The sequence below is a fragment of the Labrenzia sp. 5N genome, assembly GCF_012395805.1.
Taxonomy (GTDB): domain Bacteria; phylum Pseudomonadota; class Alphaproteobacteria; order Rhizobiales; family Stappiaceae; genus Roseibium; species Roseibium algicola.
Genome location: NZ_JAAZTM010000024.1, coordinates 155,575 through 181,098, shown reverse-complemented (window position 1 = coordinate 181,098; position 25,524 = coordinate 155,575). Strand labels below are relative to the sequence as shown.

The 25,524-nt window shown below is 59.0% G+C and carries 26 protein-coding genes; 11 read left to right on the top strand and 15 right to left on the bottom strand.

Annotation, left to right across the window (positions count from 1 at the left end):
• Position 1 precedes the first annotated feature (1 nt).
• The 4 genes from HEP89_RS27895 to HEP89_RS27880 all read right to left on the bottom strand — a co-directional run bounded on the left by HEP89_RS27895 (position 2) and on the right by HEP89_RS27880 (position 4,046).
• Positions 2-1,117, bottom strand: coding sequence for a cytochrome D1 domain-containing protein (locus HEP89_RS27895; protein WP_286201096.1), 1,116 nt, complete (start codon positions 1,115-1,117; stop codon positions 2-4).
• A 29-nt stretch (positions 1,118-1,146) separates the two neighbouring features.
• Positions 1,147-1,464: a cytochrome c gene (locus tag HEP89_RS27890; RefSeq protein ID WP_023001474.1), complete on the bottom strand. Its 318-nt coding sequence runs from the start codon at positions 1,462-1,464 to the stop codon at positions 1,147-1,149.
• Entirely contained in the window at positions 1,457-2,260 is an 804-nt protein-coding gene (cobA, locus tag HEP89_RS27885; protein WP_168693622.1) for a uroporphyrinogen-III C-methyltransferase, read from the bottom strand. The genes HEP89_RS27890 and cobA overlap by 8 nt, the downstream gene beginning before the upstream one ends.
• A gap of 70 nt (positions 2,261-2,330) precedes the next feature.
• Positions 2,331-4,046, bottom strand: coding sequence for a nitrite reductase (locus HEP89_RS27880; protein WP_023001476.1), 1,716 nt, complete (start codon positions 4,044-4,046; stop codon positions 2,331-2,333).
• A 409-nt stretch (positions 4,047-4,455) separates the two neighbouring features.
• On the opposite strand from HEP89_RS27880, the gene HEP89_RS27875 reads away from it, so the two are divergent.
• The 6 genes from HEP89_RS27875 to HEP89_RS27850 are packed head-to-tail and all read left to right on the top strand — an operon-like array spanning position 4,456 to position 9,932.
• On the top strand, positions 4,456-4,908 hold the full coding sequence (locus HEP89_RS27875) for a cytochrome c (protein WP_023001477.1): 453 nt from the start codon (positions 4,456-4,458) through the stop codon (positions 4,906-4,908).
• Positions 4,909-4,932: 24 nt separating this feature from the next.
• The gene (locus tag HEP89_RS27870; RefSeq protein ID WP_168693621.1) at positions 4,933-6,303 is read left to right on the top strand and encodes a cbb3-type cytochrome c oxidase subunit I; all 1,371 of its coding nucleotides are present in this window, start codon (positions 4,933-4,935) and stop codon (positions 6,301-6,303) included.
• Positions 6,303-7,118 carry a CbbQ/NirQ/NorQ/GpvN family protein gene (locus tag HEP89_RS27865; RefSeq protein ID WP_077294195.1) on the top strand — a complete coding sequence of 272 codons (816 nt, stop codon included), beginning with the start codon at positions 6,303-6,305 and terminating at the stop codon, positions 7,116-7,118. The genes HEP89_RS27870 and HEP89_RS27865 overlap by 1 nt, the downstream gene beginning before the upstream one ends.
• 10 nt (positions 7,119-7,128) lie before the next feature.
• On the top strand, positions 7,129-9,066 hold the full coding sequence (locus HEP89_RS27860) for a VWA domain-containing protein (RefSeq protein WP_168693620.1): 1,938 nt from the start codon (positions 7,129-7,131) through the stop codon (positions 9,064-9,066).
• An 8-nt stretch (positions 9,067-9,074) separates the two neighbouring features.
• On the top strand, positions 9,075-9,653 hold the full coding sequence (locus HEP89_RS27855; protein ID WP_077294189.1) for a cytochrome c oxidase subunit 3 family protein: 579 nt from the start codon (positions 9,075-9,077) through the stop codon (positions 9,651-9,653).
• A gap of 6 nt (positions 9,654-9,659) precedes the next feature.
• On the top strand, positions 9,660-9,932 hold the full coding sequence (locus tag HEP89_RS27850; RefSeq protein ID WP_077294186.1) for a hypothetical protein: 273 nt from the start codon (positions 9,660-9,662) through the stop codon (positions 9,930-9,932).
• Here HEP89_RS27850 and HEP89_RS27845 read toward each other — a convergent pair.
• Both HEP89_RS27845 and HEP89_RS27840 read right to left on the bottom strand, forming a co-directional pair.
• Entirely contained in the window at positions 9,922-10,479 is a 558-nt protein-coding gene (locus HEP89_RS27845; RefSeq protein ID WP_077294599.1) for a DUF4202 domain-containing protein, read from the bottom strand. The two genes, HEP89_RS27850 and HEP89_RS27845, sit on opposite strands and share 11 nt — an antisense overlap.
• 5 nt (positions 10,480-10,484) lie before the next feature.
• Positions 10,485-11,189: a Crp/Fnr family transcriptional regulator gene (locus HEP89_RS27840; protein WP_023001484.1), complete on the bottom strand. Its 705-nt coding sequence runs from the start codon at positions 11,187-11,189 to the stop codon at positions 10,485-10,487.
• Between the two features lie 171 nt (positions 11,190-11,360).
• On the opposite strand from HEP89_RS27840, the gene hemA reads away from it, so the two are divergent.
• The gene (hemA, locus tag HEP89_RS27835; protein ID WP_152507807.1) at positions 11,361-12,584 is read left to right on the top strand and encodes a 5-aminolevulinate synthase; all 1,224 of its coding nucleotides are present in this window, start codon (positions 11,361-11,363) and stop codon (positions 12,582-12,584) included.
• 216 nt (positions 12,585-12,800) lie between these two features.
• Positions 12,801-13,184, top strand: a complete 384-nt coding sequence (locus HEP89_RS27830; RefSeq protein ID WP_023001486.1) for a cytochrome c family protein — start codon at positions 12,801-12,803, stop codon at positions 13,182-13,184.
• An 83-nt stretch (positions 13,185-13,267) separates the two neighbouring features.
• Here HEP89_RS27830 and HEP89_RS27825 read toward each other — a convergent pair whose 3' ends face one another.
• Positions 13,268-13,888 (bottom strand): gamma carbonic anhydrase family protein, encoded by a 621-nt coding sequence (locus HEP89_RS27825; RefSeq protein ID WP_168693619.1) that lies wholly within the window; start codon positions 13,886-13,888, stop codon positions 13,268-13,270.
• Positions 13,885-14,403, bottom strand: a complete 519-nt coding sequence (locus tag HEP89_RS27820) for a MarR family transcriptional regulator (RefSeq protein WP_168693618.1) — start codon at positions 14,401-14,403, stop codon at positions 13,885-13,887. Before HEP89_RS27820 ends, HEP89_RS27825 begins: the two co-directional genes overlap by 4 nt.
• 1,610 nt (positions 14,404-16,013) lie before the next feature.
• Here HEP89_RS27820 and HEP89_RS27815 point away from each other — a divergent pair.
• Entirely contained in the window at positions 16,014-17,120 is a 1,107-nt protein-coding gene (locus HEP89_RS27815) for a glycosyltransferase family 4 protein (protein WP_077294174.1), read from the top strand.
• Positions 17,121-17,255: 135 nt separating this feature from the next.
• Here HEP89_RS27815 and HEP89_RS27810 read toward each other — a convergent pair whose 3' ends face one another.
• The gene (locus HEP89_RS27810; RefSeq protein WP_168693617.1) at positions 17,256-17,828 is read right to left on the bottom strand and encodes a TetR/AcrR family transcriptional regulator; all 573 of its coding nucleotides are present in this window, start codon (positions 17,826-17,828) and stop codon (positions 17,256-17,258) included.
• A 111-nt stretch (positions 17,829-17,939) separates the two neighbouring features.
• Between HEP89_RS27810 and HEP89_RS27805 the strand changes: the two genes are divergently transcribed.
• Both HEP89_RS27805 and HEP89_RS27800 read left to right on the top strand, forming a co-directional pair.
• Entirely contained in the window at positions 17,940-19,130 is a 1,191-nt protein-coding gene (locus HEP89_RS27805; protein WP_168693616.1) for an acetyl-CoA C-acyltransferase, read from the top strand.
• 69 nt (positions 19,131-19,199) lie between these two features.
• Complete coding sequence (locus tag HEP89_RS27800; RefSeq protein WP_168693615.1) at positions 19,200-19,772, top strand: carboxymuconolactone decarboxylase family protein; 573 nt, start codon at positions 19,200-19,202, stop codon at positions 19,770-19,772.
• Between the two features lie 73 nt (positions 19,773-19,845).
• On the opposite strand, the gene HEP89_RS27795 is transcribed toward HEP89_RS27800, so the two are convergent.
• The 6 genes from HEP89_RS27795 to HEP89_RS27770 form a co-directional block, all read right to left on the bottom strand.
• Positions 19,846-20,364 (bottom strand): nucleoside-diphosphate kinase, encoded by a 519-nt coding sequence (locus HEP89_RS27795; protein WP_168693614.1) that lies wholly within the window; start codon positions 20,362-20,364, stop codon positions 19,846-19,848.
• A gap of 183 nt (positions 20,365-20,547) precedes the next feature.
• The gene (gene rnk / locus HEP89_RS27790; RefSeq protein ID WP_168693613.1) at positions 20,548-20,994 is read right to left on the bottom strand and encodes a nucleoside diphosphate kinase regulator; all 447 of its coding nucleotides are present in this window, start codon (positions 20,992-20,994) and stop codon (positions 20,548-20,550) included.
• 352 nt (positions 20,995-21,346) lie between these two features.
• Positions 21,347-22,027, bottom strand: a complete 681-nt coding sequence (locus tag HEP89_RS27785) for an SGNH/GDSL hydrolase family protein (RefSeq protein WP_168693612.1) — start codon at positions 22,025-22,027, stop codon at positions 21,347-21,349.
• Between the two features lie 29 nt (positions 22,028-22,056).
• A complete protein-coding gene (locus HEP89_RS27780) occupies positions 22,057-23,013 on the bottom strand; it encodes an ABC transporter permease (protein WP_168693611.1) in 957 nt (318 codons plus the stop codon).
• A 2-nt stretch (positions 23,014-23,015) separates the two neighbouring features.
• A complete protein-coding gene (locus HEP89_RS27775) occupies positions 23,016-23,978 on the bottom strand; it encodes an ABC transporter permease (RefSeq protein WP_168693610.1) in 963 nt (320 codons plus the stop codon).
• 25 nt (positions 23,979-24,003) lie between these two features.
• Positions 24,004-25,497, bottom strand: coding sequence for a sugar ABC transporter ATP-binding protein (locus HEP89_RS27770; protein WP_168693609.1), 1,494 nt, complete (start codon positions 25,495-25,497; stop codon positions 24,004-24,006).
• Between the last annotated feature and the right edge of the window lie 27 nt (positions 25,498-25,524).

The following is a 25,524-nucleotide window of genomic DNA, read 5'->3' as shown; positions in this document are numbered from 1 at the left end:
CTCACAACCCCGTCCTGTGTGCCCGGGCTGTAAAGAAGATGCCGGATGGGCTTTCGGCGTCGATTTCGCCTGTCTTCTCGAAGGTCCGGGTGTCGTAGATCATGACCTTGCCGGCATCGCGCACGGAAACCCAGACCTCGTTACCGCGTGGCGTGAATTCCATGTGCAGTACGGCAGGGCCGGGTTTGAATTCGTGAACGACCTGCTTTGTGATCGTATCGATCACCTGGATGGTGTCATTGAGCGGATGTGCGAAGTTTACCCAGACCTGGCGGCCATCGGGTCTCGCCATGGCAAAGACCGGTTGACCATGGGTACTGGTGCGCCCGGTTTCGGCGAGCGTTTCACCATCGACCCACAGAACCTCGTGGTGCCCGACGGCAGGCAGGACAAACTCCTGGCCCGCGCGTGCCCAACCTTCCAGATGCGGCATCTTGTAGACCGGCAGCTCCGCTTCCCCGCGGCCATATCCGGGCAAAACGCGAATTGGTTCGGGATCTTCCTGCCACAGGTCGAGCGCGGTCAAACCGTCTTCGCCAAACAGGCCTGTGATGTAGAGACGGCCGTCACCGGTGATCAGGGCGTCATAGGGGTTGGTGCCCATGCCGGTAACCCTGGTGATCTTCGGTTCCTCCGAATTGAGGTCCGCGATCCAGGTTTCGCCTGCATCCCACAAAGTGAAGACAAAGCGTTTGCCGGGCGCATCGACAAGACCGATTGTCTTCGACCCGGTCGGAATATCTGCAACCATCTCCAGCGTCAGAGCGTCGAAGATACGCACACCGCCGGGCTCATAGTTGGAAACCGCGACCAGTGAGCCGTCGTCCGAGATGGCCCCACCGATGGCGTTTCCGGATTGAATCACCCGCTTGGCTATCCGTTTCTCGACAAGATCGACCTTGGAAAGGCCGCCATCGCGCCCGAAGACATAGGCGAAACGTTCGTCCGGTGAATAGACCAGACTTGCATGGGAAAGGTCGCCAAGCCCTTCTATCCGTGCCAGGGAGGCACGGTCGGACTGATCGACCAGCAACAGCGACCCGCTCGCCCGTTCAACCACAAGACCGAGATCGCCGGTGGCAACGACCGACTGCGCCTGGACAGCGCCGGTCAACATGGCTGCCAGAACGGCTCCATATAGCCACTTCATTTCGTGTCTCCCTTCAAAAGATATTCGGCAATTTTCCTCGCGTCGGCCTCGCTCAGGATCGGACGCCAGGGAGGCATTGCCGTTTTCGGGATGCCGTCCAGAACCACCGTGGACAGGGTGTCGATGTCGTAATGGCCAAGTGCATCCGGCCGGATGTCCGGTCCAAGGCCACCTTTCAGTGTCATGCCGTGACACGAGCCGCAGTCCTGTCGCACCAGGTTGACCAATGCCGCAGGCGTTTCCTGTTCCTCGGCAAGCGCGAGGCTTGTGATGGCCAGAAGACAGAAGGCAATGGTGAGCAGCGTCTTAAGCATGGACCAGCCTTCCGGCTGCGCCGCTGTCCACGGTACTGAGCATGGCGTCAAAGGTTGTTGCCGGCCATTCGGCACTCAGGGTCACGACCTTGCCGACAACAAACAGCACCGGCGCCTTGAACCTGGCGTCGCGGATATCGATCGCGATCCTGTCGAGTTCGGAATAGAGCCTGGTTTCACGCGGTGTCGTCGCGTTTGCGATGGCAAGTACAGGGGTTGTCCCGCTCAGTCCTTCGGCAATCAGGCGCAGGGCAATCTGCCCGATGTTGGCAACCCCCATGTAGACGACCAGCGTGGTGTCCTCGCAGGCGAGACTTTTCCAATCGAGGTCGAGAACGCCGTTTGCCTGCCGGTGTCCGGTCACATAGCGGACGCCGGTTGCCAGACCACGATGGGTGAGCGGCACACCTGTTACGCAGGCAGCCCCCTGGGCAGCGGTAATGCCGGGCGCATATTCGACCGCGATGCCGCGTGACAAAAGATGTTCGGCTTCTTCCGAACCGCGACCGAAGATCAGCGGATCGCCGCCTTTCAGGCGGGCGACGGTCAAGCCTTCCAGCGCCAGTTCTTCAAGGATCTCGTTGATCCTCTCCTGAGGAACGGGATGATTGTCGGGCGATTTTCCAACAGGCACCTGCAGGGCACCGGACGGAGCCAACGACAGGATTTCAGGTGAAACCAGACGATCGAAAACGACCGCATCCGCTTCCTGGAGCATTCGCAGGGCCTTGAGCGTCAGAAGCTCCGGGTCACCGGGCCCCGCACCGATCAGATAGACCTTCCCTGGCTGTTTCATCGTTTGCTCCTGCAGGCGGCATGGAAGAAAGAAACGGGAGAGGCGGAATTCCGCCTCTCCCGGCGGGACGTCAGTAGACGTCAGCGCGCGTGTTGAAGACGTTGAACTTGCCGGTCGGAGTGATCAGCCGTTCGTCCTTGATGACGTGCTTCAGCTCGAGCGTCTTGTCGTCAACGACGACGATCGCGCTTTCCTTGTCCTTGGCGTTCCAGACGGAGAACCAGATTTCCTCACCCGCCTGGTCGAATTCGCCCTGAACGACACGCGGCTGGCCCTCGCCGACATCCGCCCATTCGACAATCGGCAGAACCTTGTATTCAGGCTCTTCCTGGGTCAGGTCGTCGACGTTGAACACAGCAATCGCGCCCGAGACTTCCGCGTCCGGGTTCAAGGGTGCATCCACGTAGAGATGGTTCGACTTCGGATGGGACTTGACGAAGAGCGAGCCCCCGCCGAGACCATAGAGGGTCTGCACGACCTTCCAGGCACTGTCCGGATGGCCTTCCGGATCCGTCCCGATCAGGGCGACGGTTTCGTCGCCGAGGTGCGAAGTGACCCAGACCGGTCCGTATTTCGGGTGGATCAGGTTGGCACCACGCCCCGGATGAGGTGTCTGACCACCCGTTTCAAGCAAGGCAGTCAGCTTGCCTTCCTTGGTGTCGACGACCGCGACCTTGCCGCGGGCATTGGCAGCCACGAGGAAGTAACGCTTGGTGCTGTCGAACCCGCCATCATGCAGGAAGCGTTCGGCTTCGATCTCGGTCGTCTTCAGGTTCTTGATGTCCGAGTAGTCGACCAGCAGGATCTTGCCGGTTTCCTTCACATTGACGATGAATTCCGGATTGTAGTGCGATGCCACGATGGAGGCGACGCGCGGCTCGGGATGATAGGTCTGGTCGTCGTAGACCATGCCACGGGTCGACTTGATCTTGAGCGGCTCCAGCGTGTCGCCATCCATGATCACATATTGCGGCGGCCAGTAGGAGCCGGCGATCGCATACTTGTCTTCCCAACCCTTCATCTTCGATGTTTCGATGGAGCGGGCCTCGGTGCCGACCTTGATCTGCGCCACTGTTGCCGGTTCTTCCATCCAAAGGTCGATCATGTTCACAAGCGCATCGCGCCCGATCACGTAAAGATAGCGGCCGGAGGCGGAAATACGCGAAATGTGAACCGCGTAACCGGTGTTGATCACTGCATGGATGGCATAGGTTTCACCGTCGATAAGGGCGACCTGGCCACTGTCGCGCAGGGTGACCGAGAAGAGGTTGTCGATGTCGATATCGTTCAACTTTTCTTTCGGGCGGTCTTCCGGTGCAACCAGCACCTTCCAGCTCTTGCGCATTTCGTCCATGCCGAACTCTGGCGGTGACGCCGGTTCCAGCAGGATATAGCGCGCCATCATGTCGACCTGTTCCTCGGTCAATTCACCCGAGGTCCCCCAGTTCGGCATGCCGGCGGGCGATCCGTAGGTGATGAAGTCGCGCAGATATTCGTAGCCGTTTTCCCGGGTGATATCCGTGGTCAGCGGCTTGCCGGTCGCACCCTTGCGCAGCACGCCGTGGCAACCGGCGCAGCGTTCGAAATAGATCTGGTTTGCATTTTGATATTCTTCAGGCGTCATCACGGGATCGCCTTCCTTGCGCCCCGGAATCTCGACCTTCAGCTGGCCGAGAGTTGACATGCTAGGCTCATAGGCAGCTGAAGGACCACTGCCGTGGTCCGCCGGCTTGTCTTGGGCAGAAACGCCAACTGCCGACAATCCGAGTGTGAAAGCCACACTCATCAGCAGCGCATTTCTCCGAATGGCTCGTGTCGAGATCATGATTAGTCTCCGTTCGACTGGTGAGGCAATCGGACGGTGCGCGCAGGCAGGGTCTGCTTCCTTGACTTTCGTTAACTTGAAATTTTCAGGCAGGTTTGTTCAGCCATGTCCGGCGGGAAAACCGGCAAGACACGTTCTTCCTAAGCTCCTGTCTTTATTGAGATAATTACGAGTTTACCGCCTGCAAAACGACACAATTGTCGCAGGGGAGCATGCACTTCACGGCAATATCGGCGAACGCGTCGATCCCATTGCAATGAATTTCACTGTCTTCGGCACCGCTTTCCGGTCCACTTGACTTTGGTTAAGGAAATGCGGCTGCGCGCTGGCACCCTCCCGGCAGGATCAACTCCGGGGAAAGGAGCGCGCTATGCGCGAAGTCATGACCAAAAGCATGGCCCGAAACATATTCTATGGCGGGTCGCTTTTTTTCATCATCATCTTTGTGGGGCTGTCGGCGCACAGCCACCTTTACATCACCAGCACATCGACGAATGCGGAAACGCTGACCGAAAGCGTTGCCGCAGGCAAACGGGTCTGGGAGGACAAGGCCTGCATCAACTGTCACACGATCCTCGGCGAGGGTGCGTATTTCGCCCCCGAAGTCGGCAACGTGATGACCCGTTGGGGTGTGCTGGACGATCCTGACCTGGCATTCGAGACCCTCAAGGGCTGGATGGAATCCCAACCCTCCGGCATCGAAGGTCGCCGACAGATGCCGCAGTTCCACCTGACGGACGAAGAGATCCGCGATCTCTCGAACTTCCTGATCTGGACAGACAAGATCGACGCCCAGGACTGGCCGCCGAACGACGCCGGCTGATTTTGAACGCTGAGGAAACCCAAGATGAAATACCAATCTCAAAAGGTTGCGCTGGCGTATTTCGCCGTGGCGCTCGGCCTGTTCGCCGTCCAGGTTCTGGGCGGGTTGCTCGCCGGCTACATCTATGTGGCGCCGAACTTTCTGTCGGAGCTGCTTCCCTTCAACATCGTGCGGATGCTGCACACAAACAGCCTGATCGTCTGGCTGCTGCTCGGCTTCATGGGCTCCGCCTACTTCCTGATCCCGGAAGAAGCGGAACGGGAAATCCATTCCACCAAGCTCGCCTATCTGCAGCTCATCATTCTGGTGGTCGGCACATTGGGTGTGGTTCTCACCTATGTCTTCAACCTGTTTGAAGGCAACTGGCTGCTGGGCAAGGAAGGCCGCGAGTTCATCGAACAGCCCAAATGGGTCAAGGTGGGCATCGTTGTTGCCGCCCTCATCTTCCTGTTCAACATCACCATGACAGTGCTGAAGGGCAAGAAGACCGCGATCACCAACATCCTGCTTCTGGGCCTGTGGGGCCTGGCGCTCCTGTTCCTGTTCAGCTTCTACAATCCAAGCAACCTCTCGCTCGACAAGCAGTACTGGTGGAACGTCGTGCACCTGTGGGTCGAAGGCGTCTGGGAACTGATCATGGCCTCGGTCCTCGCCTACCTGATGCTGAAGCTGACCGGCGTCGACCGCGAAGTCATCGAGAAATGGCTCTATGTCATCGTTGCCGCCGCACTGTTCTCCGGAATCCTGGGCACCGGCCACCATTACTACTGGATCGGGACACCCGGATACTGGCAGTGGATCGGCTCGATCTTCTCCTCGCTGGAGGTGATCCCCTTCTTCGCCATGATGGCCTTTGCCTTCGTGATGGTGTGGAAAGGCCGGCGGGACCACCCCAACAAGGCCGCGCTGCTGTGGTCGCTCGGTTGCGCAACGCTTGCCTTCTTCGGTGCCGGAGTCTGGGGCTTCCTGCATACCCTTCATGGCGTGAACTACTACACCCACGGCACGCAGATCACCGCTGCCCACGGACACCTGGCCTTCTTCGGCGCCTATGTTTCCCTGAACCTGGCGATCATCACCTACGCCATGCCGCTTCTGCGCGGCCGGGATCCCTACAACCAGGTGCTCAACATGGCGTCCTTCTGGCTGATGGCCGGTGGCATGTCCTTCATGACCTTCGTGCTGACGTTCGCTGGAACGGTGCAAACCCACCTGCAGCGTGTCATGGGCGAATACTACATGGACGTTCAGGACCAGCTGGCCGTGTTCTACTGGATGCGCTTCGGCGCCGGTGCTGCCTTCGTCCTCGGCGCCATCCTGTTCATCTACGCAGTTGCAATGCCACGCCGCGAAGTCATCCAGCCCGGTGAAGCAGCCGGCACCCCCGCGGAGTGATGGATATGGACGCTACAGTCTCCATGGAAAAGGGGGCGGCATCTGCCCCCTTCTACCTCTCGCAAGGCGACGAATGCGATGTCTTCGAAGCCGCGCACCGGAACGGCCTGCCGGTTCTGCTGAAAGGGCCGACCGGCTGCGGCAAGACCCGGTTCGTCGCCCATATGGCAGCAAGGCTCGGCCGCAAGCTCTACACGGTCGCCTGTCATGACGACCTTGCCGCCGCCGACCTGATCGGCCGGTATCTTCTCAAGGGCGGCGAGACGGTCTGGGTGGACGGACCGCTGACACGGGCCGTCAGGGAAGGCGCAATCTGCTATCTCGACGAGGTTGTGGAAGCGCGCAAGGATGTGACGGTCGTCCTTCATCCCCTCACGGATGATCGCAGGACCCTGCCGATCGACAGAACCGGAGAAGAGCTGATGGCCGCACCCGGCTTCATGCTCGTCGCATCCTACAACCCCGGTTACCAGAACATCCTGAAGACCCTGAAACCATCCACCCGCCAGCGGTTCCTGTCACTTGAATTCGATTTCCCGCCGGCGGATCTGGAAACGGAAGTGGTTTGCGAGGAAAGCGGCCTTGATCACGGCCGGACCGCCTCGCTGGTACGTCTGGCCGGGAAACTCAGGGCGCTGAAAGGCCAGGATCTCGAAGAAGGCGTGTCGACCCGTCTGGTCGTCTATGCGGCAACGCTGATTGCCCAGGGCATGCCTGTCGGACGGGCGATCGAAGCTGCAATGATCGAACCGCTGACCGATGATGAAGACGTGAAACGCGGGCTCCTTGATCTTGTCACGGCCGTGTTTGGGTGAGGCCAGACCGATGGGCAAGATCGACATCGAGCCATGGGAACCCGAGGAAACTGTCGGGAAACTGTGGCACGCGTTTGCAAGCCGCCTGGGTGCACCCGAGGTGCATCATGGAGCCGCGGTCGGCCTCGATGAGGTCGGCGGGCGGCTTGCTGTCCTTTTCCGGGGATTGGGCGGAGCTCACAGTGTCGAGCTCCGTCCGGTCGCCCAGGAGGTTTCCCGCCATCGCCTCGGATTTCTGAGGCGGCTCGGCACGGAAGCCGAAACCGTGACACGGACCAGCTTCGACGGCGAAATCCTGAGATTGCCGGCCAGTCTTGCGGTGTTCCCACTGCGGGAGGCAAATGCAGCGCTCTATGTCTGGCTGACGGCCCTTGCGGCCCATGCACCAACCCATATCGCCGAAACGGATCCGCTCCGCGCCGATCTTCAAGCGCTCAGGGCGATTTCCGCGATGGTTCGAGACACGCTCGAACACGCTCCCGGCTTGCGGAATCTTTACAGCGCACTCTGCCAGCAGGTGCTGGCAGCAAGACCTCAGGCCCCGCTGCCAGACATGGAAGCAAGGGTCGACAGGCTTGTGCGTCAAATGCTGGGAGACCCCGCACTTCCTCCCCGCGATGTCCTGGAACTTCAGGAGCGGGTTGACCGGAATTCGTTCGAGGAAATAACTGCCCCGCGCGGGTACCGCCCTTTCCGGCCTGTGCCGCTTTGGCCGGATCTCAGGGAGGTCGTGTTTTCAGCGGGAGACGAAGTCGACAGCCGCGAGACAGACGGCCCACCCGAGGAAGCAACCGGCAAGACCGTGCGCGCCCGCAGACGCAAGGCAGATCAGGCGGAACGCAAGGACAGCCTGATCCTGCACAAGTTTGAAGCCATTCTGAGTTGGGCGGAGTTTCTCAATCTCAATCGGCGTGTCGATGACGACGACCACGACAGCGCCAAGAAAGCGGCAGACGATCAGGACGAGATCGGCCTTGGGCAAATCTCCAAGGCACCGGCAACCCGTCTGAAGCTGCATCTTGATCTCGCCCCGGAGGATGTGGACCGCGAAAGACTGTCCGGACGGCATCTCTACCCGGAATGGGACACGCGCAGCGGCCGCTATCTGGCAGACCACGTCTGCGTTTTGACCAGCACCGCGGAAGCGGATCCTGAAAAGGGATCTGCCGGCATGGATGAGAAGGCCAAACGGCGCATCCGCTCGGTGAAGAAGCAGTTCGAGGCCCTCCGCCCGGGCCGGGTGACAACACGTGGACACCTGGAAGGCGACGGACTGGATCTTGATGCAGCCGTGCGCTCTGAAGCCGAACGGATTGCAGGCGGCACCGGCTCGGAACGAATCTGGCTGCAGACCCGTCCGGAAGCGCGTGATCTCGCGGTTTCCATCCTGCTCGACGTTTCCCGCTCGACCGAGAGCGCCGTCACCGGACGTGCCGTGATCGATATCGAACGGGAAGCCCTGACAGCTTTGGCCTTGGGTCTGAACGCCTGCGGCGATGATTTCGCCATCACTGCGTTTTCATCCCTGAAACGGCAGCGGGTGTACCTGCAGTCCTGCAAGGGGTTCCATGAACCGATGAGTGCCCTTGTCGAACAGAGGATCGGAACGCTGCGTCCCGGCTTCTACACCCGTCTGGGCGCAGCCATTCGTCATGTATCCGCCGATCTGGCAGCGCAGTCGCGCAAGCGCAAGCTTCTTCTGGTGATCACGGACGGCAAGCCGAACGATCTCGATCACTACGAGGGGCGGCACGGCATCGAAGACACCAGGATGGCAGTTCGGGAAGCCCGGCGGGCAGGCCAATCCGTCTTTGGCGTCACCATCGACAAGTCGGCCAAGTCCTGGTTTCCGCGGTTGTTTGGTCAAGGCGGCTTTGCCGTTATCCCGCATCCCGATCGGCTGACACAGGCCTTGCCGCAGATCTACCGCCAGATTGTCGGAGGCTAGAGCCGCTGATGCACGCTCCGTCACCGAAGCCGGATCAAGACGGCGACGCCGGCATCCTCGACGAGTTGCCCGGGGAACTGATGATGTGGGTGCTCATCGTCAGTGAATTGCTGGTGTTCGGTGCCGGTCTTGCTGCCTTCATGGGCGTGCGAATATCCGATCCGGCTGGCTTTGCTGCCGCAAGAGCTCATCTCGACCCGGCGCTTGCGGGCATCAATACGATCGTTCTGATCACCAGTGGTTTTCTGGCGGCCAGAAGCCTGGAGCTTCGGCTTGCGATGAAACGCACCGCGGCGCGTTTGCACCTCACAGGTGCCATGGCCCTCGGCGGCGTGTTCCTCGCCATCAAGATACAGGAATATGCGGTCAAGGTAGAGCAAGGGATCTCCACGGAGACCCATCCCTTCTTCACCTTCTACTACCTGCTCACCGGGTTTCACGCGGCTCATGTGCTTGCCGGTATCGTCGTGCTGGGTCTGGTTGCCTGGAAAGACGAACCACGTACCATCGAAACAGGCACCGCCTTCTGGCATATGGTCGATCTCATCTGGGTTCTGCTGTTTCCGGTGATCTATGTCCTGGGATAGCGAACGATGACCCTTCCCTCCGTCACGCTTGCGTGGATTGCGCTATTGGGCCTGTCGGCCGCTACCGTTCTGGTGACTACAGGCGGAACCGGTCATTTCAGCCCGGCTCTTTTCGGCGGACTGCTGTTGCTGCTGGCCTTCATCAAGGCACGGATCATCCTGTCCCGATATCTCGGGTTGTGGCAGGCGCCTGCCTGGCTGTCAGGCTTCAGCTGGGTGATCGGGTTCTTTTGCCTGCTGTTGCTGGTGCTTTACGTGGCACCGGGGCTCAGTCTCTGAAAGCTTCGGCAAGCTGCTTTGGAAGATCGAATTCGGCAAGCACCCGGGCCCGTCCCTCCTCCGACATCTTCCGTGCCGTTTTCTGCACGATATCGAGCACCTTGCTGTCCTCGTGTTTGGCGGCAAATGGCGCGAAATACCATTTCAGGAACACAAAACAGATCACGTTTTCCAGCGCCTGCACGTCCGCGTCCCGCTTGAGGCCTTCCTTGCGCAGCATCTTCGCCGCCGCCTCGATCTCCTCCGGTGAATAGCCCGCGCCCGCCATGATTTCACCGACCCGGTCCGCGTGGTGACGGGCCTGATCCCGGCGCCAGGCGTGATAGCCGGCCTTGCCTTCCGGGTAGGACTGGCGCGGAGTGATCCAGCGCTCGATGTGCTGGCCCCTGGCCGCAATCTTCAACGGATCGGTCGCCTCCGGGTAGAGCCGTTCCAGCTCTTCGCTCATCCGTTGCCCATATAGAAGAGCCGCAGGCTTGCCGTCTTCCTGGTTGGGGTCGGCCGCGTTCGCGGTGTCGATGGCCGTCAAGGCAATGTCCAGTTTCATCATGGTCACCCCTTGGTCCAGGCATCCACCGGATCTTCTTCGGAGAAGGCCCGAAGCCGCTCGATATCCTTGATTTCCGCATGATTTCGATTGATGCGGACCCCAGCAGATTTCAACCGCGCAAAAGACCGCGACAGGCTTTCCGGCTTCATGCCGAGACGGCCGGCGATCAGGAACTTGTCGTAAGGCAGGGTTACCTCGCAGCTACCGCTTTCCTGCTCGCACAATTCCAGCAAGAACTCGGCAACCCTTTGCGGTCCGGTTTGCGCCTTCAACTGTTCCAGCTGCGAAACGAGAGAATGCAGGTGAATGAAGGTCGATGCCACAACCGACACGGCAATGTCCGGGTCCTTGCGCATGGCTTCCAGGATGGCCGTGCTGGGTATGCGCATCACTTCGCAGGCGGTTACCGCTTCCGCCGAAACCGGATAGGCAAGCCCGCGGAACGCGACCGCTTCACCGAAGCTTTCGCCCTTGGCAAAGACATTCACGACCGCTTCGCCTCCATTGGGCGCGATCCGGTAAAGCTTGACCCAGCCGTCCATGACGATGTGGATAGCCTGGGCTGTCTCACCATGCAGGAACAACGTCTCACCGCGGTCATATGTCCGCCAGCTCGACATGCCGAGCACCATGTCTCGGATCTCCTGCGGGAAGCTTTTCAGAAGCAGGGAGTTCTGGGCAATTTTCCGCTGGCGGTCGGTTGGCATCGATGAAGGTCCTAGGCAAGTGATGTGCAAGAACGTCTAGCCCGACCTGGTGACTTTGCACAATAGCAAGCGCGGACCATCGACGGATTCTTGCCTTTCTTGACTATTGTCATTCAGCCTGCCCCGGCCCGCAACTAGCGTCTACCGGACACTTGAGAAAGCGGGGACGTCATGGACTATCAAGCCTTTTTCAAAAGCCGTCTTGCAGACCTGAAGCATGACGGAAACTACCGCGTCTTCATCGACCTTCAGCGTAAACGCGGCAATTTTCCGGAAGCGAAGTGGACCAGCGGAGAGAGCACCAAAGATGTCGCCATCTGGTGCTCGAACGATTACCTCGGCATGGGGCAGCACCCTAAGGTTCTGGCAGCCCTGCACGAGGCGGTCGACCGCTGCGGAGCCGGGGCTGGCGGAACCAGAAACATTTCCGGCACGACACACGATCACGTGCTGCTGGAAGCCGAACTCGCCGATCTGCATGGCAAGGAAGCCGCGCTGGTGTTTACATCCGGTTACGTCTCCAACTGGGCGGCGCTCGGTACGCTCGCCTCGCAGATCCCCGACTGCATCGTTTTTTCCGACAGCCTGAACCACGCCTCGATGATCGAGGGAATACGCCACTCGCGCGCCGAAAAGGTGATCTGGAAACACAACGACCTGGAAGACCTGGAAGCCAAATTGCGGGCTGCCGACCCGGCAAAGCCGAAGCTGATCGCTTTTGAAAGCGTCTACTCCATGGATGGGGATATCGCGCCGATTTCGCAGATCTGCGATCTTGCAGACCGATTTGGCGCCATGACCTATCTGGACGAGGTCCATGCCGTTGGCCTTTATGGGCCGCGCGGAGGCGGTATTGCAGAACAGGAAGGGGTGATGGACCGCCTGACCGTCATCGAAGGCACCCTTGGCAAGGCCTTCGGCGTTGTCGGAGGATATATCGCAGCTTCTGTCGAACTTTGCGATTTCGTGCGCAGTTTTGCCAGCGGCTTCATCTTCACCACAGCCCTTCCCCCCGCCATCGCGGCCGCCGCAACGGCGTCCATCAGACATCTGAAGGAAAGTTCGGTGGAACGGGATGCCCACAAGGCCATCGTCGCCAAGGTTCGGCGGCGTCTCGATACGCTCGGTATTCCACATGTCGACAATCCCAGCCACATCATACCGGTGATCGTCGGTAATCCGGCCAAGTGCAAATTCCTGTCGGACACGCTCCTGGAGGAATTCGGCATCTACATCCAGCCGATCAATTACCCGACCGTTCCAAAGGGAACCGAGAGGCTGCGGATTACCCCGTCGCCGGTTCACACATCCGGGGATGTCGACCGACTGGTCTGCGCGCTTCATTCGCTTTGGTCGCAATGTCAGCTGGCAAGACAGCCCGTTGCCGCCGAATAGCCGGAGGCTCGCTTGACGGATGTCAAGGATGTGAAAGGCGATCACCGGCTTTCTGGCCTCGCACACTCACCATGACCTCGTCCGTCCGACAATGAGGCCTGGGGACGGACCGGTCAGGCCGGGCAAACAAGGTTTGCCCGGCCACCATGAAAACCCACCGCGGCCGTCCGCCGGCCGTATCGTCGGCAATGTGCCGGCAACAGGAAAGGAAACATCATGAGAAAGACACTCACCTGCCTTGTCACGCTTGCGGGTCTCTTCGCAGCGGCTCCTGCCTGGGCTGACGGCGACGCTGCTGCAGGCGAAAAGATCTTCAAGAAATGCCAGGCCTGCCATGCTGTCGGCGACGGCGCCAAGAACAAGGTTGGCCCGGCGCTCAACGGGATTGTCGGCGCGCCTGCAGGCCAGGTCGAAGGCTATAAATATTCCGCCAGCATGACCGAAAAGGCTGACGGCGGACTGGTCTGGGACGAAGAAACCCTGACGGCCTATCTGCACAAGCCAAAGGAAGTCGTCCCCAAGACAAAGATGTCCTTCGCCGGGCTGCGCAAGGACGAGGAAATTGAGAACGTCATCGCCTACCTGAAGACGTTTCAATAAGCGGACCGCAACGGGCACACCGGGCTCGCGCCGTAAACTCAGGCGCGGTCCGGTCGTGGCCTACCCGTCGGTAATTCCTGGGCTCAAAGGCCAGGCACGGTTGGTGCACCGGCCTCGGTTACCTGGCGTTCCCCCAGGCTTTCCGAAAGCCGTTGGGTGATGGTTTTCATCACGTCGGGAGCGTTTCTGTCGACGCCATAGACAAACCCCGGAAAGTCGAGCGGCTTCTGGATCGTCCAGATGGTTTCATGCTGGTCTGCCGAAAGGATCCGGGCCGGGTCACCGACAGCGACCCATCCGATCGGAACGGTCGATCCGGGTTCCAGCCGCGTGCGAAGGTGAACCGTGCCGTTGACGCGAACTTCCGATCCGTGCCCCACCTGCGCGCCATGGAAAACGGCAGCTCCGGTTGCGATGAAGACTTCATCCTCGATTTCCGCGCCGACAACATGAGTGTTCGGGCCGATCAGACAATGATCTCCGATTTTGCAATCGTGACGGGACGTTGCGCGGATCACGGCGTTTTCGAGCACGATACAGTTTCGGCCGATACGGATTGTGCTGCCACCTTCCGCCACCAGCCGGGCACCATTCATGATCCTGCTGCCGGCACAAATCCTGACATCGCCCGCAACCGTTGCGTCGGGCGCAACCCATGCATCCGGATCGATGAAAGGTGAGGCGTTTCCTTCAGACGTGCTCATAGCCGCTCCTGCGCTTTCTCGATTTCGCTTGCCTTGCAGCCAATCGGGCAAACATCGGCGCTGCACAGGTTATGCTCGCACAGCCGGCAAGTTGTTCTGGCAAAGGATCGCGATGTCGTCGCCTCTTCAAGAACCCTGTCCAGCAGCAAAACGAACCGGTTCCGGTCTGTCTCGGGCAAGGCGCCAAGCAAACCGTCCAAAGCGGCCAGCCGGCGCCGCTGCAACGCTTCGGCCTCATCGTGACCGGCCTTTGTCAGGCTGAGCGGGGTTACGCGTCCTATCTGCTCGCCGCGCTTGATCAACGCCTGTCGTTCCAGCCCGTCTATCAACCTGACGGCAGTCGGTTGACTGACGCCGACGACCGTTGCGATTTCGCTCGTCGTCAACCCGGGCTTGAAGTGAAGCATCGACAGAACGGCCGCAGCGCTTGGCGACAATGGTCCCAGCGCCGCATCTGTCCGGTCGCGGATCAAAGTGCCGAGGGCACCCAGTTTGTTGGCGTCCAATAATTGCATAGCCTATGCATATATTAATTTCTCTCCTTGTCAACGTCCATGTCCGCCTCCGTCAATACAAACTCTTCGCGCTCATTACGCTACGCAAGATCCGATGCGCTGGAACAAGAAACGCCTGAAGGGTGCCCGCAAAAAATCTTCTCATTTCGAAGAATTCAAAAAGGCAATACCTCGGAAGCTTCTTCTTGTGTCCACTCCGAAGGAATGTCGGACAGTTTGAAACGCAAACCTTGGATGCAATTTCGTGCCGAATGGAGTGTCAGCTGGCTGCTGTGACGTTTCGATAAAAACAGGGCCTTCCCGCTTTGTCTGTATTCGACGAACGAGTTGCGAATACACTTTCCGGGAAATTCTGAAACCTGACTATTCAGTACGTGTCTTGTTTCACAAGCCTGACAAAGTCTAGCGCCTCGATAAATTGACCTAGGTATTGCGATATCTGATGTAAATCATTTTCTTCACCCAATTCACATCAATAATTATTCTTGAATTACTGCAAGCTTCGCATTGTCAAACTAAAGATTATTGCGTTCCTGGAGATCAATCGCGTTGACGAACTTTGCGATTAAAAGGTCTCAAGCCTCTCGGAAAAACTTTCGACATTCAAAGCTTTCCCTGCGTAGCGTTAATGGTGTATTATTTGTTAATATAGGGCGGATGGCTGATTATCATTTTTTTCTTCGCTCCTGTGCGGCTAGTTCAGGTAGTGGGTTGGGCAACCTGACAGCACATTGAGGGAAGTGGCATCGTCCGATCTGCGAGCATGGAGAGTGCTCGTAGAAATATGCGCAAGACCACGTTTGGAATGGCAGCTATTGCAATTTGATTTTGGAAAATTCCCTAAAGGAAAATGACATAAACACGGAAGGTTCTATTTCAATTTAGAAAATAAAAAAGCTTAGGCAACACAAAAAGATCCCAAAAGTAGTTGCTTCCTGATTGATAAGGAATGCCAACCATACGGTTGGTGGCAACGCTATATTTTTTTACAGTGTATTTCTCGGTGGATATTCTTTTTACAGCTCATCAAGGGCACGCGAAATCCACCTTCAGCGTAATACGTCCTGTAAATCTATAGCTATAGATACTTCATACAAGAATAAATTTCGCTTCCAATTGAATATGGTGGGGTGACATGGGCAAGCTACATAGTAAATTTATCGGTCAATTATCCGTTGAAACGTTCCCTTTAAGACGTCAAGCCAGAATTACGCGGACGAATGGAAGGGGACACACCAAAACTGCAGCGGAAGTCACGCTTGATACGGCCCGGCTTGATGGCTCCGCGTCGGCACTGACCCTCGGCAACGGCATTCACTGGGGTATCGCCGCCCTGCATGAGTGCGCGCGGAGACATGGTGCGACCTCCGAGATCCATAGTCCCGTCGAGCAAAACAGGACCTGCATTTCGGTCTTCCATTCTTCAAATCATCACTAAAAGCCGATCCGAAGGGAAGCGTTACAATGACGCCAAAGCTTACCCGTATGATCATCGTCGACGAGCATCAAGTGATGGTTGCTGGAGGCCGGGGCCACATCGCACAATCAGAGACTAATAGGCATCCGGCACCGAAAGGCTTCACCAGCCCCGCAGCGAGAAAGGATCCGTAATGCGTGTTGTGTTTGTTCTTGCGGGCCTCGGAGCAGGCGGTGCTGAAAAAGTCGTCAACCTGCTGGCGCACCACCGCCTTGCCGCTGGCGACGATGTACATGTGATCGCCCTGAATGCGACCGATTCCACCTCTTATTTTTCCTATGACCCCAGGATTCAGGTCGAAGGGCTAAGCCGCACCGGCAAAAATTCTCGGCATTTTGTCACCATGCAACGGGTAAAGGATCTGCGCAGGCGCTTTGCAAGGATCAGACCGGATATGGTCGTCTCCTTCCTGACCAAGATCAACGTCATCACGGTCCTTGCGACCGCAGGTACCGGTACGCCAACGATCATATCCGAACGCAACAATTTTGATGTTCAGCAAATGAGCCGCTTCTGGCGCTGGTCTCGGCCGATGGCGGCCTTTGCAGCGACCAGTGTCGTCGTCATGACGGAGCGCGCGCGTGCAAGACAACCCGCCCGCGTTCGCAAAAAAACCATCGTTATCCCAAATCCGGTCACGCCGCTGCCGCGCGCCTTGCCGCGGCCCGATGCGGGTCGCAGGGTGGTCGCGGTAGGACGGCTCGACCGGCAGAAAGGCTTTGATATCCTCATCGCCAGCTTTGCCCAGGTTGTGGAGCGCGTCCCTGATGCGGTGTTGACGATCTATGGCGAAGGGCCGGAGCGGTCCGCACTCGAAAAGCAGATTTCCGACCTCGGACTGCAGGAAGTCGTCCGTCTTTCGGGTGTCACGCAAGTTCCTGGCGAATGGGTATCACCCGGCGACGTATTTGCCCTGAGTTCACGCTTCGAAGGTTTCGCGAATGTCGTCCTCGAGGCAATGTCGAGCGGGATGGCCGTTGTGTCCGTCGACTGCCCGTGGGGTCCCAGCGAAATCGTGCAGGACGGAACCACCGGTCTGCTCGTGCCGATGGGTAGCAAGGAGGCACTTGCTACGGCGATCACTCGGGTCCTTACCGACCCTGAGCTGCGCGGATCTTTTTGCGAGGCCGGCCCACCTTCGCTGGACCGCTTTTCCACGGCAACCGTCCTGGCCAAATGGGACGAGACAATTTCTCAAGCCGCAGGCCGTCCTCCATTGACGGTTTTTGCCGATGCTTGACATGAGGCTCATTGGCACCAAAACGACCATGTATGCCAATTTCCGGTTTCACCTTATTGCCGCGCCGCCCTTGAGCGCAAAACAGGTCTCACACACCACAACGGTGAAAAGGCGCATGAGACGCCGGGGCATTGCCTATTTCAAGCGTCCAGGCGCTGGTTCCAGAATCGCGCAATCGAGAACTTCCTGGCTTAACGCCCCCTCCCCGACAGCCCGTGACAGGACAAGTGCCCCGACCATGCCGGTGATCAGCCGAATTGCCTCGCAGCGGGACTGGGCACTTTCGGCGCGGGTGTCGGTCAGCAGGGTGATGGATTTCTCAACGGCTTCACAAAACGCATCCTGAAGATCCTTGCCGTGACGCGGGGCTTCGGCCGCCAACGCGGCATAAGCGCAACCTGCGTCACGCCGGTCGACATGTTCCCGGGATAGATACCAGCAACGTAGAGCGTTCAAAGGGTCGTCCTGGTGTCCTTCAACAACGGATTGCCAGGCAACGAGATTTTCGTCCAGCGCCTGCTGCGTTGCTTCGGTGATGATGGCGTCCTTGTCGGCAAATTGCTTGTAGAAGCCACCCTGCGTCAGCCCGGCAGCTTTCATCAGTCCTGCGATACCGATCCCGTCGTAGCCGTATTCCCGAAACTGTCTGCTCGCGGTTTTCACGACGTTGTCGCGGTTTCTGGCTGCCGTTTCCCTGCTGACACGCATTTCTACCTCCGTTGGCTGTTGGAATCGTAATTCGGATTACGATCCAAATCTATTCTTGATTTTATAAATTATGATCATAATCTAATTCAAGACACCAACCAGGAGATACCCATGAGCGAACCCGATCCGATCGTTATCTGCGCCGCCAGACGCACACCGCTAGGTGCTTTCATGGGGGCCTTGAGCCCCGTAGCAGCTCCCAAGCTCGCCGCGGCAGCGATGGGAGCAGCACTTGAGGATGCGCAGACTGAACGAGACTCGATCAGTGAAGTTCTGATGGGCTGCGTTCTTCCTGCCGGTCAGGGACAGGCTCCGGCCCGGCAGGCGGCCCGTGCCGCCGGTCTTTCCGACCACACGGGCGCAACCACACTCAACAAGGTTTGCGGCTCCGGCATGAAGGCGATCATGCTCGCACACGATCTCCTGATTTCCCGATCGGCAGACATCGTCGTTGCAGGCGGCATGGAATCGATGTCGAACGCACCCTTCCTGTTGCCGCAAATGCGCGCGGGTCGAAAGTTCGGCAGCAGCGAGGTACTTGACCACATGATGCGCGACGGCCTGGAGGATGCCTATGAGGCCGGCCGGCCGATGGGGTCTTTCGGAGAAGCGGCCGCTGAAAAATACGGTTTCACTCGCGCCGACCAGGACGCCTTTGCCCAGGAAACGCTCGTCCGTGCGCAAAAGGCGGTGACCGGCGGTGCCTTCCGGGATGAAATCGTCCCTCTTGAGGTCGCAGGCCGCAAAAGCACCGTCACTATCGAGGACGATGAAATCCCGGGACGGGTCGATCCGGAAAAAATCCCGAGGCTTCGCCCGGCCTTTTCTGATAACGGCACCATCACAGCTGCCAGTGCTTCGGCCAACGCGGACGGTGCCGCAGCACTGATTCTGACCCGCAAGAGTTATGCGCAAGCCAACGGACTGCCGGTATTAGCAATCGTGTGTGGCCACGCAACCCATTCGCAAGACCCGGCCTGGTACACGACCGCGCCGATCCCGGCGATCCTCAAACTTCTGGATCGCACCGGCTGGACTGCCGATGACGTCGACCTCTGGGAAATCAACGAAGCCTTCGCGGTGGTCGCAATGGCTGCCGCACATGACATCGGCATTCCGCGCGAGAAGCTGAACGTCAACGGAGGCGCCTGCGCGCTCGGCCACCCGATCGGCGCGACCGGTGCCCGTCTGGTTGTCACGCTCATTCATGCCTTGAAAGCTCGTGGAGCCCAGCGCGGCGTTGCAGCGCTGTGCATCGGCGGCGGCGAAGCCACCGCGCTGGCCATCGAACTCTCCGCCTGAACACTTTTGAACGCGCAGGACTAACGGCAGCGCATTCCCCCGCTTTCAAACTGACAAGAGACAATCTTCATGACCGAATTTGAAATCCACACGGCACAAACGGCGCCGGATCGCAGCAAACCCTTGCTCGAACAAACAAAGGCTACGTTCGGCGTCGTGCCCAACCTCCATGCGGTCATGGCGGAAGCTCCGGGCCTGCTGGAAGGGTATCTGGTTCTTCACCGGCTTTTTCTGGAAAGCAGCTTCACGGACGAGGAAAAGACTGTTGTCTGGCAGTCGATAAACGTCGAACACGATTGCCACTACTGCGTCCCCTCCCACACCGGCATCGCAAAACGCATGGGTGTTGATGATGCGGTCTCGGACGCCTTGCGCAACGAAACGTCATTGCCGACGCCCAGGCTTGAGGCGCTTCACCGGTTCACGCTGCAGATGGTTCGCGAGCGTGGATCGGTCGGCGACCGGCATGTGGAGGCGTTTCTGGCTGCCGGTTTTACCAGCCGGCAGGTTCTCGAAGTCGTGCTTGCCATTTCCCAGAAGGTGATGAGCAATTACACCAACAAGCTGGCCGATACGCCGATCGAGCCGTACTTCGAGCAATTCGCCTGGCAACGCACACCATCAGCAGAGCTGGTCAGCTGAGAAGGTGACGAGCGAAACCTATTCCCCGCTGTCGCCTGGCGTATGGCGCCGGGTGACAGCGGGTCGTGCATATTTACCGGTGCAAGTGAACGAGATTGCTCTCGGGGTCTTCATCCGAGCTGTGAACAAGATGCAGAAATGGCCTGCCTTGCCGTCTGGCGGATATCGGACCTTGCGGTACATCCAAGCGAACACCACCCATGGCTTCGGGTTGGTAGGCAACCCCGATCACCGTCAGTGTCCTGCTCTGGCGGCCAAGGCCTGCAAGTTCCATGCTCTGCTTTTCCGACATGCCAAGCAGGGCCATTCCCGTTGTCGTCGTGATCGGCAAGGTCAGGCCGACAAGACTGTCGGTTTCATCGGGAATGACCACCCTCGTGTCGGGTGCATGATTGTCCACCTGGAAGGTCACGCGGCTGTTCATGGTGACGACATCCACCGGGACCTCCGATGAGCGCACTACGTGGGCTTGCGCCAATTTCCGGCGCAGCAGGGAAACAAACGGCGTATTGGTTCGCGGGCATTGCGACACCATTCTGGTCAGGGTCGCGTAGTCCTTGTTGGTGAAGATAAACTGCTTTGGTTCGCGCATGCGCTGTCTCCTTCGGCCCCGCTTTGGCGAAGGCCGGTGTTGGAACTGGTTTCAGCTTCAAGACTGTTCCCCCTGTCCGGCCGTCTCGGGTGCGAGAGACCGGCAGGGGCTAAGTTCCTGCGAGAAGACTGCCTGCGTGATCCAGGAAACGGGGTTTGTGAAACGGCGAGCCGGAAGTCATGACTAACCGCGATCCAGGCACTGCAGCTCCGAACCTCCACCGACGAGCGGCGGCTGGCTGACCGACACGACGGTTAGGCGATGCCGGCGTCCGTCGTTTGCACACCAGGCGATCGACTGGCCCGCGGAAAGGCCAATGAGGGCGGTGCCGATGGGTGTCAGGATGGAAATCCTGCCGTTTGCGATATCCGCGTCGCCCGGAAAGACCAGTTGCAGGATCTTTTCGTCCGTAGCGTCGGTTCGGAACCGGACGACGGAACCCATTCTCACACTATCGGCAGGCAACGCCCCATCAGGGACGAGTCTGGCCCGGCTCAATTCGGCCAGGAGATCCTCCGTGACACTTGGCAAACGTGTTTCAAACGAGGAAGCGAGGCCTTCCAGTCGTTCATAGTCGGTCGTGCCGATGATGATGTCAGGCTTCGAAGCAAAATCAGTCGGTTCGCGCATAAAGTCCCCCTTGCCGGGTGCCTTCAGGCACCAATGGACGGATCACGTCCGGGCGGCGGAGTTAAGTCTCAAGATGTGGTGATTTGTGCGCTTCGATGATTTCGGCCGGCAGGACCGGTTCCTGTTGCATCATCTCAAGTGTTTACCCCGAGGCTCGGGGCGCATGACAGCCGAGCCGGGGGCTACTCTCCCGCTTTGGGGATAGCTCTGAAATCTCGTTTGTAGCTGGTCGCGGCGGCTTTGTTCATGACAGGATAGTTGCGAAGAATTTCATGCAAAGTCAAGCCGCCCGCGCATGCTTTGGCTACACTGGCGGGCGGCAAGGAGAGTTGTCAGGTCTGAACCAGGAGTATCAAGCCGCTTCGGCCTGCTGCCGGTTAAGGATCTCCCGCACCTTACCGGCAATGGCCTTGCCCAGGTCGATGTTGTTCTGGGCCGTGAAATGAATGCCGTCGCAGCCGTCTGTGGTGATGTGGTCAGCTGCGCTGAGGAAATCGACCTTCATGAAATCGGCCATGTTCCGGTATTGCTCGGCCAGCGCCGCCGACTTTTCGTGGCCCCCGCCAAACATGCCCTGGAAATAGGGATGCGGCATAGGCGTCAGGGGCGGCGGTGCGACGACAAGGCACTTTGGCGCCGGATAAGGCGTGCCGATGCCGCCACCACTTGTCAGCACCTGTCCGACCAGCTTCGACATGCCATAGGCAATGTCATAGGGCGTGCGATTGAAGAACGGCTTGGTGTCGTTGGTTCCCAGGAGGATGATCGCCAGATCCAGCGGCAGGTGGCTGGCCAGGGCCGACGGCAGGTACTGGCTGCCGTTCAGACGGGGATCGTTGGGATCATCGGCGCTCGTCGTGCGGGCACTGAGGCCTTCTTCGATAATCCGGTACCCTTCGCCCAGCTCGGCGGCCATTGCCCCCGTCCAGCGCTGTTCATAAGGGTAGCGCATTGTCGGGGCGCCTTCGACGACGGGGATCCAGCCCCAGGTCAGCGAATCCCCAAAGCAAAGTATCGACTTTTCGTTTGCCATTGTTTCCTCCTCAAATTTTACGGAAAGGCTCAATTGGATCTGGACGTTCTGATGCCGTAGAAGATGGCGGCGAGCAGGATGATCAGCCCCTGGGCGATGAGCTTGCCCGGGTCATCGATGCCGAAGGTGGTCATCACCACGAACAGAAGGGCGAAGGACAGGACCCCGAAGAACGGGCCCCAGACCCCGCCTTCGCCCCGGCCGAAGACGACCCCGCCGAGAATGGTTGCAGCCACTGCCAGGATAGGCAGATCGAGACCAACCCGGACACTGCCGACCGCGATGGAGGCGGTTTGCACCAGGGCCGCAACCGCTGCGATGAAACCGGCCAGCGTATGGGCAAGAATGACGGTCCGCTCGACCGGTACACCTGAAAAATGTGCGGCTTCCGGGTTCTCGCCGACCGAAGTGACATATCTGCCGAACACCGTCTTTGAGAGAAACAACGCCATCACCACGGTCAGGGCGAACCAGAACAGCACCGGAACCGGGGCCGGGCCCCATTTGATGTTGTAGATGTCGTTCAGGTAGGACGGCACGTCTCCGGGTGGTTTGCCGCTTGAAAGATACTGCACGAACCCGACCAGGATGATGCTGACCGCCAGTGTGACGATAACCGCAGAAACCCGGCGCTTGCCGATCATCCAGCCGTTGAAGAGACCGATCGCGGTACCGGTTGCCAGACTAAGCCCGATGAAGAACGGCATCGACGCCCCGGGAAAGATCCCCGAGGAAATGAAGTAGTTGACCAACAGGATGATGCCACCGCCGGAAAGGTCGATGCTCTTCACGCGCATCACCAGCAACTGAGCCAGTACCAGCACGCCGAGCGGCGCCACCTGGCGAATGAAGATGCCCATGATATTGGCGTTGAGCATGTGAGGCCTGGCAATCCAGAGCGTGATCAGCAGGATGGCGAACACGTAGTACGCCGGCGGAACACGCAGCAGGCGCTGCAGGAAAGGATGCTTCACGATCGAAGACATGATCAAAGCCCTATCTTCTTGCGGGTCTGGAGCCCCACGACCAGGAGCAGGAGACCGCCCTTGATCGCGGTCTGGATGAAGGGCGACACGTTGGTGAGGTTCATGCCGTTGGACAGGAGCGCCAGGACCAGTGCCCCGATCACCGTGCCCTGCAGGCTGCCTATACCGCCGGAGAGCTGTGTTCCGCCGACGGCGACGGCGGTAATCGCATCCAGTTCGAACAAGAGACCGACATTGGGATCACCCGAAACAATCCGGCCGGCCAGGAAGACACCGGCAAGGGCCGCAAAACACGAACAGGCGACATAGGCGCGCAGGATGTTTCGACGATCCGGAACGCCGAAATTGCGTGCAGCATCCGGCGTGCCGTTTGCAACTCCGCCGCCGATCGCAAACAGATGCAGGCCGAAGCGCGATCCATGCAGCAACTTCCAGGCCACCAGAACCACCGCGACACCCCAGAACACCGGCATCGGCACTCCGAGAAACGTGCCGCCGACCGACTGGATGACGATATCGGGCACGGTGCCTCCGGAGACCGGACGCAGGATGCGCGTGATGCCCAGAATGACATACTGCATTGCCAGCGTTGCGATGATCGGGTGGACATTCAGCCGGGTGATCACAAGGCCGTTGCTGAGGCCAACCAATACGGCGAACAGGAAAACCGCCGGTATCGTCACGTAGCCCGGCGCATCAAGCGCCAGAATGGCCGTCGTGAAGCTGATGAGGGAACCCACCGACAGATCGAGGCCGCCCACCACAACCACAAACATCTGGCCAATGGCCGTGATGACCAGCGGCATCGCCTGGGCAATCAGGTTGAAGAGGTTTTCAGAACCGAGGAACTGGTCGGTGCGAAGACCGAGATAAACGCTGATGGCTATGGCGATCAGCATGGGCAGCATCCACAAACCCTGCCGGCCTTTCGGCTGCGTCAATCTCGCGAGAAATGCTTGTGTCATGATCACTTCAATCTTGTGGGCAGGGTCAGGCGCTCAAGGCAGCGTTCAGGATCTGGTGCTCCGTTGCGGTCTCGGCGGGGAGCTCCGCGACAATGGCCTTGCCATGGACGACATAGATGCGGTCGCACAGGCCGATGAGCTCAATTGTCTCGCGGGAAAGAACCAGAACCGCGCCACCCTCGTCCGCAAAGCTGCGCAACAACTTGTAGATTTCCGCCTTCGCCCCGATGTCGACACCCCGGGTCGGTTCTTCGATGAGCAGCAGATCAAGACCGGCCGCAAGGTAGCGCCCCAGGAGCACCTTCTGCTGGTTGCCACCCGAAAGCGTGCCGACCTGCGCGGATGGGCCGGACGCCTTGATGTTCATACTGGCCATCGTCTCGGCAATCGCCTTGCGATAGTCGTGCGCGATGGAGAGTTCGCTGTGCACGGAAGACAGACCGACGGCAATGTTGTGGGCGATGGAAAGCCCCAGGAAGAGCCCCTCTTCCTTCCGATCCTCTGGAACGAAACCGACTTTCCTTGCCTGAAGCTGCCGGATGCCGGATGCTTTCGGCGCGGGGAGCGGCAAGGTCTTGCCCTTGATGGAGGCGGTGCCTGTCGAAGCCGGGTAAAGCCCGGCGAGCGATCTCAGCAATTGCTGTTGCCCCTGCCCTTCCAGTCCAGCGAGGGCAACGATCTCGCCCTTGTTGACATGAAGGGACAGCGGTGTGCTGCCCGGATCGATCCTGAAGTCTTCAAGGCCGAGGACGGTTTCTGTTGACGCTTTTCCGCGTGCGGGAAAGAGGTCCTGCAGTTCGCGGCCGACCATCAGGGCAATGAGGCTGTCCGGCGTCATGCCGCTCAGGGGCCGCGTTGCGACCAGCTTGCCGTCCTTGAGAACCGTCACCGTATCGCAGATGCCGAATATCTCGTCCATGCGGTGCGAAATATAGACAATCGCCTTGCCTTCATCGCGCAAGCGCCTGATCTGCGCATTCATCACCTCGACATCGGCTGCATTCAGCGCGGCTGTCGGTTCGTCCAGAATGAACACCGAGGCATCCGCCTTGATGCCATGGGCAATTTCAACGAACTGGCGCTCCGCAATCGACAGCTCGGAAACCAGGATATCGGGGTTCAACTCCAGCCCCAACGCGGCAAGGGCCTTGCGGGTTTCGCGCCGCATCCTTGCCCTGTCGACCGTTCCGAATGCTGTTACCGGCTCGCGGCCAAGGAACATGTTTTCCGCAATCGTCAGGTTGGCGAGCAGAGACAGCTCCTGAAACACGGTCGATATGCCTGCTTCAAGAGCTTCCCTCGGCGTCTCGAAACCAGCTTCCCGCCCCTCGCGGAAGATTTCCCCGCTGTCCGGCTGGTGAACACCGGCCAGGATCTTCATCAGCGTCGACTTGCCGGCACCGTTCTCACCCATCAGGGCATGGACCGTGCCGGGCATGAGCTTGAGTGACACACCGTCAACTGCTTTGCTTCCGCCGAACGATTTGGAAATGTTCGACATTTCAACGAGGCAAGTCATTACCTTCTCCCCCGGATCATACTCTGG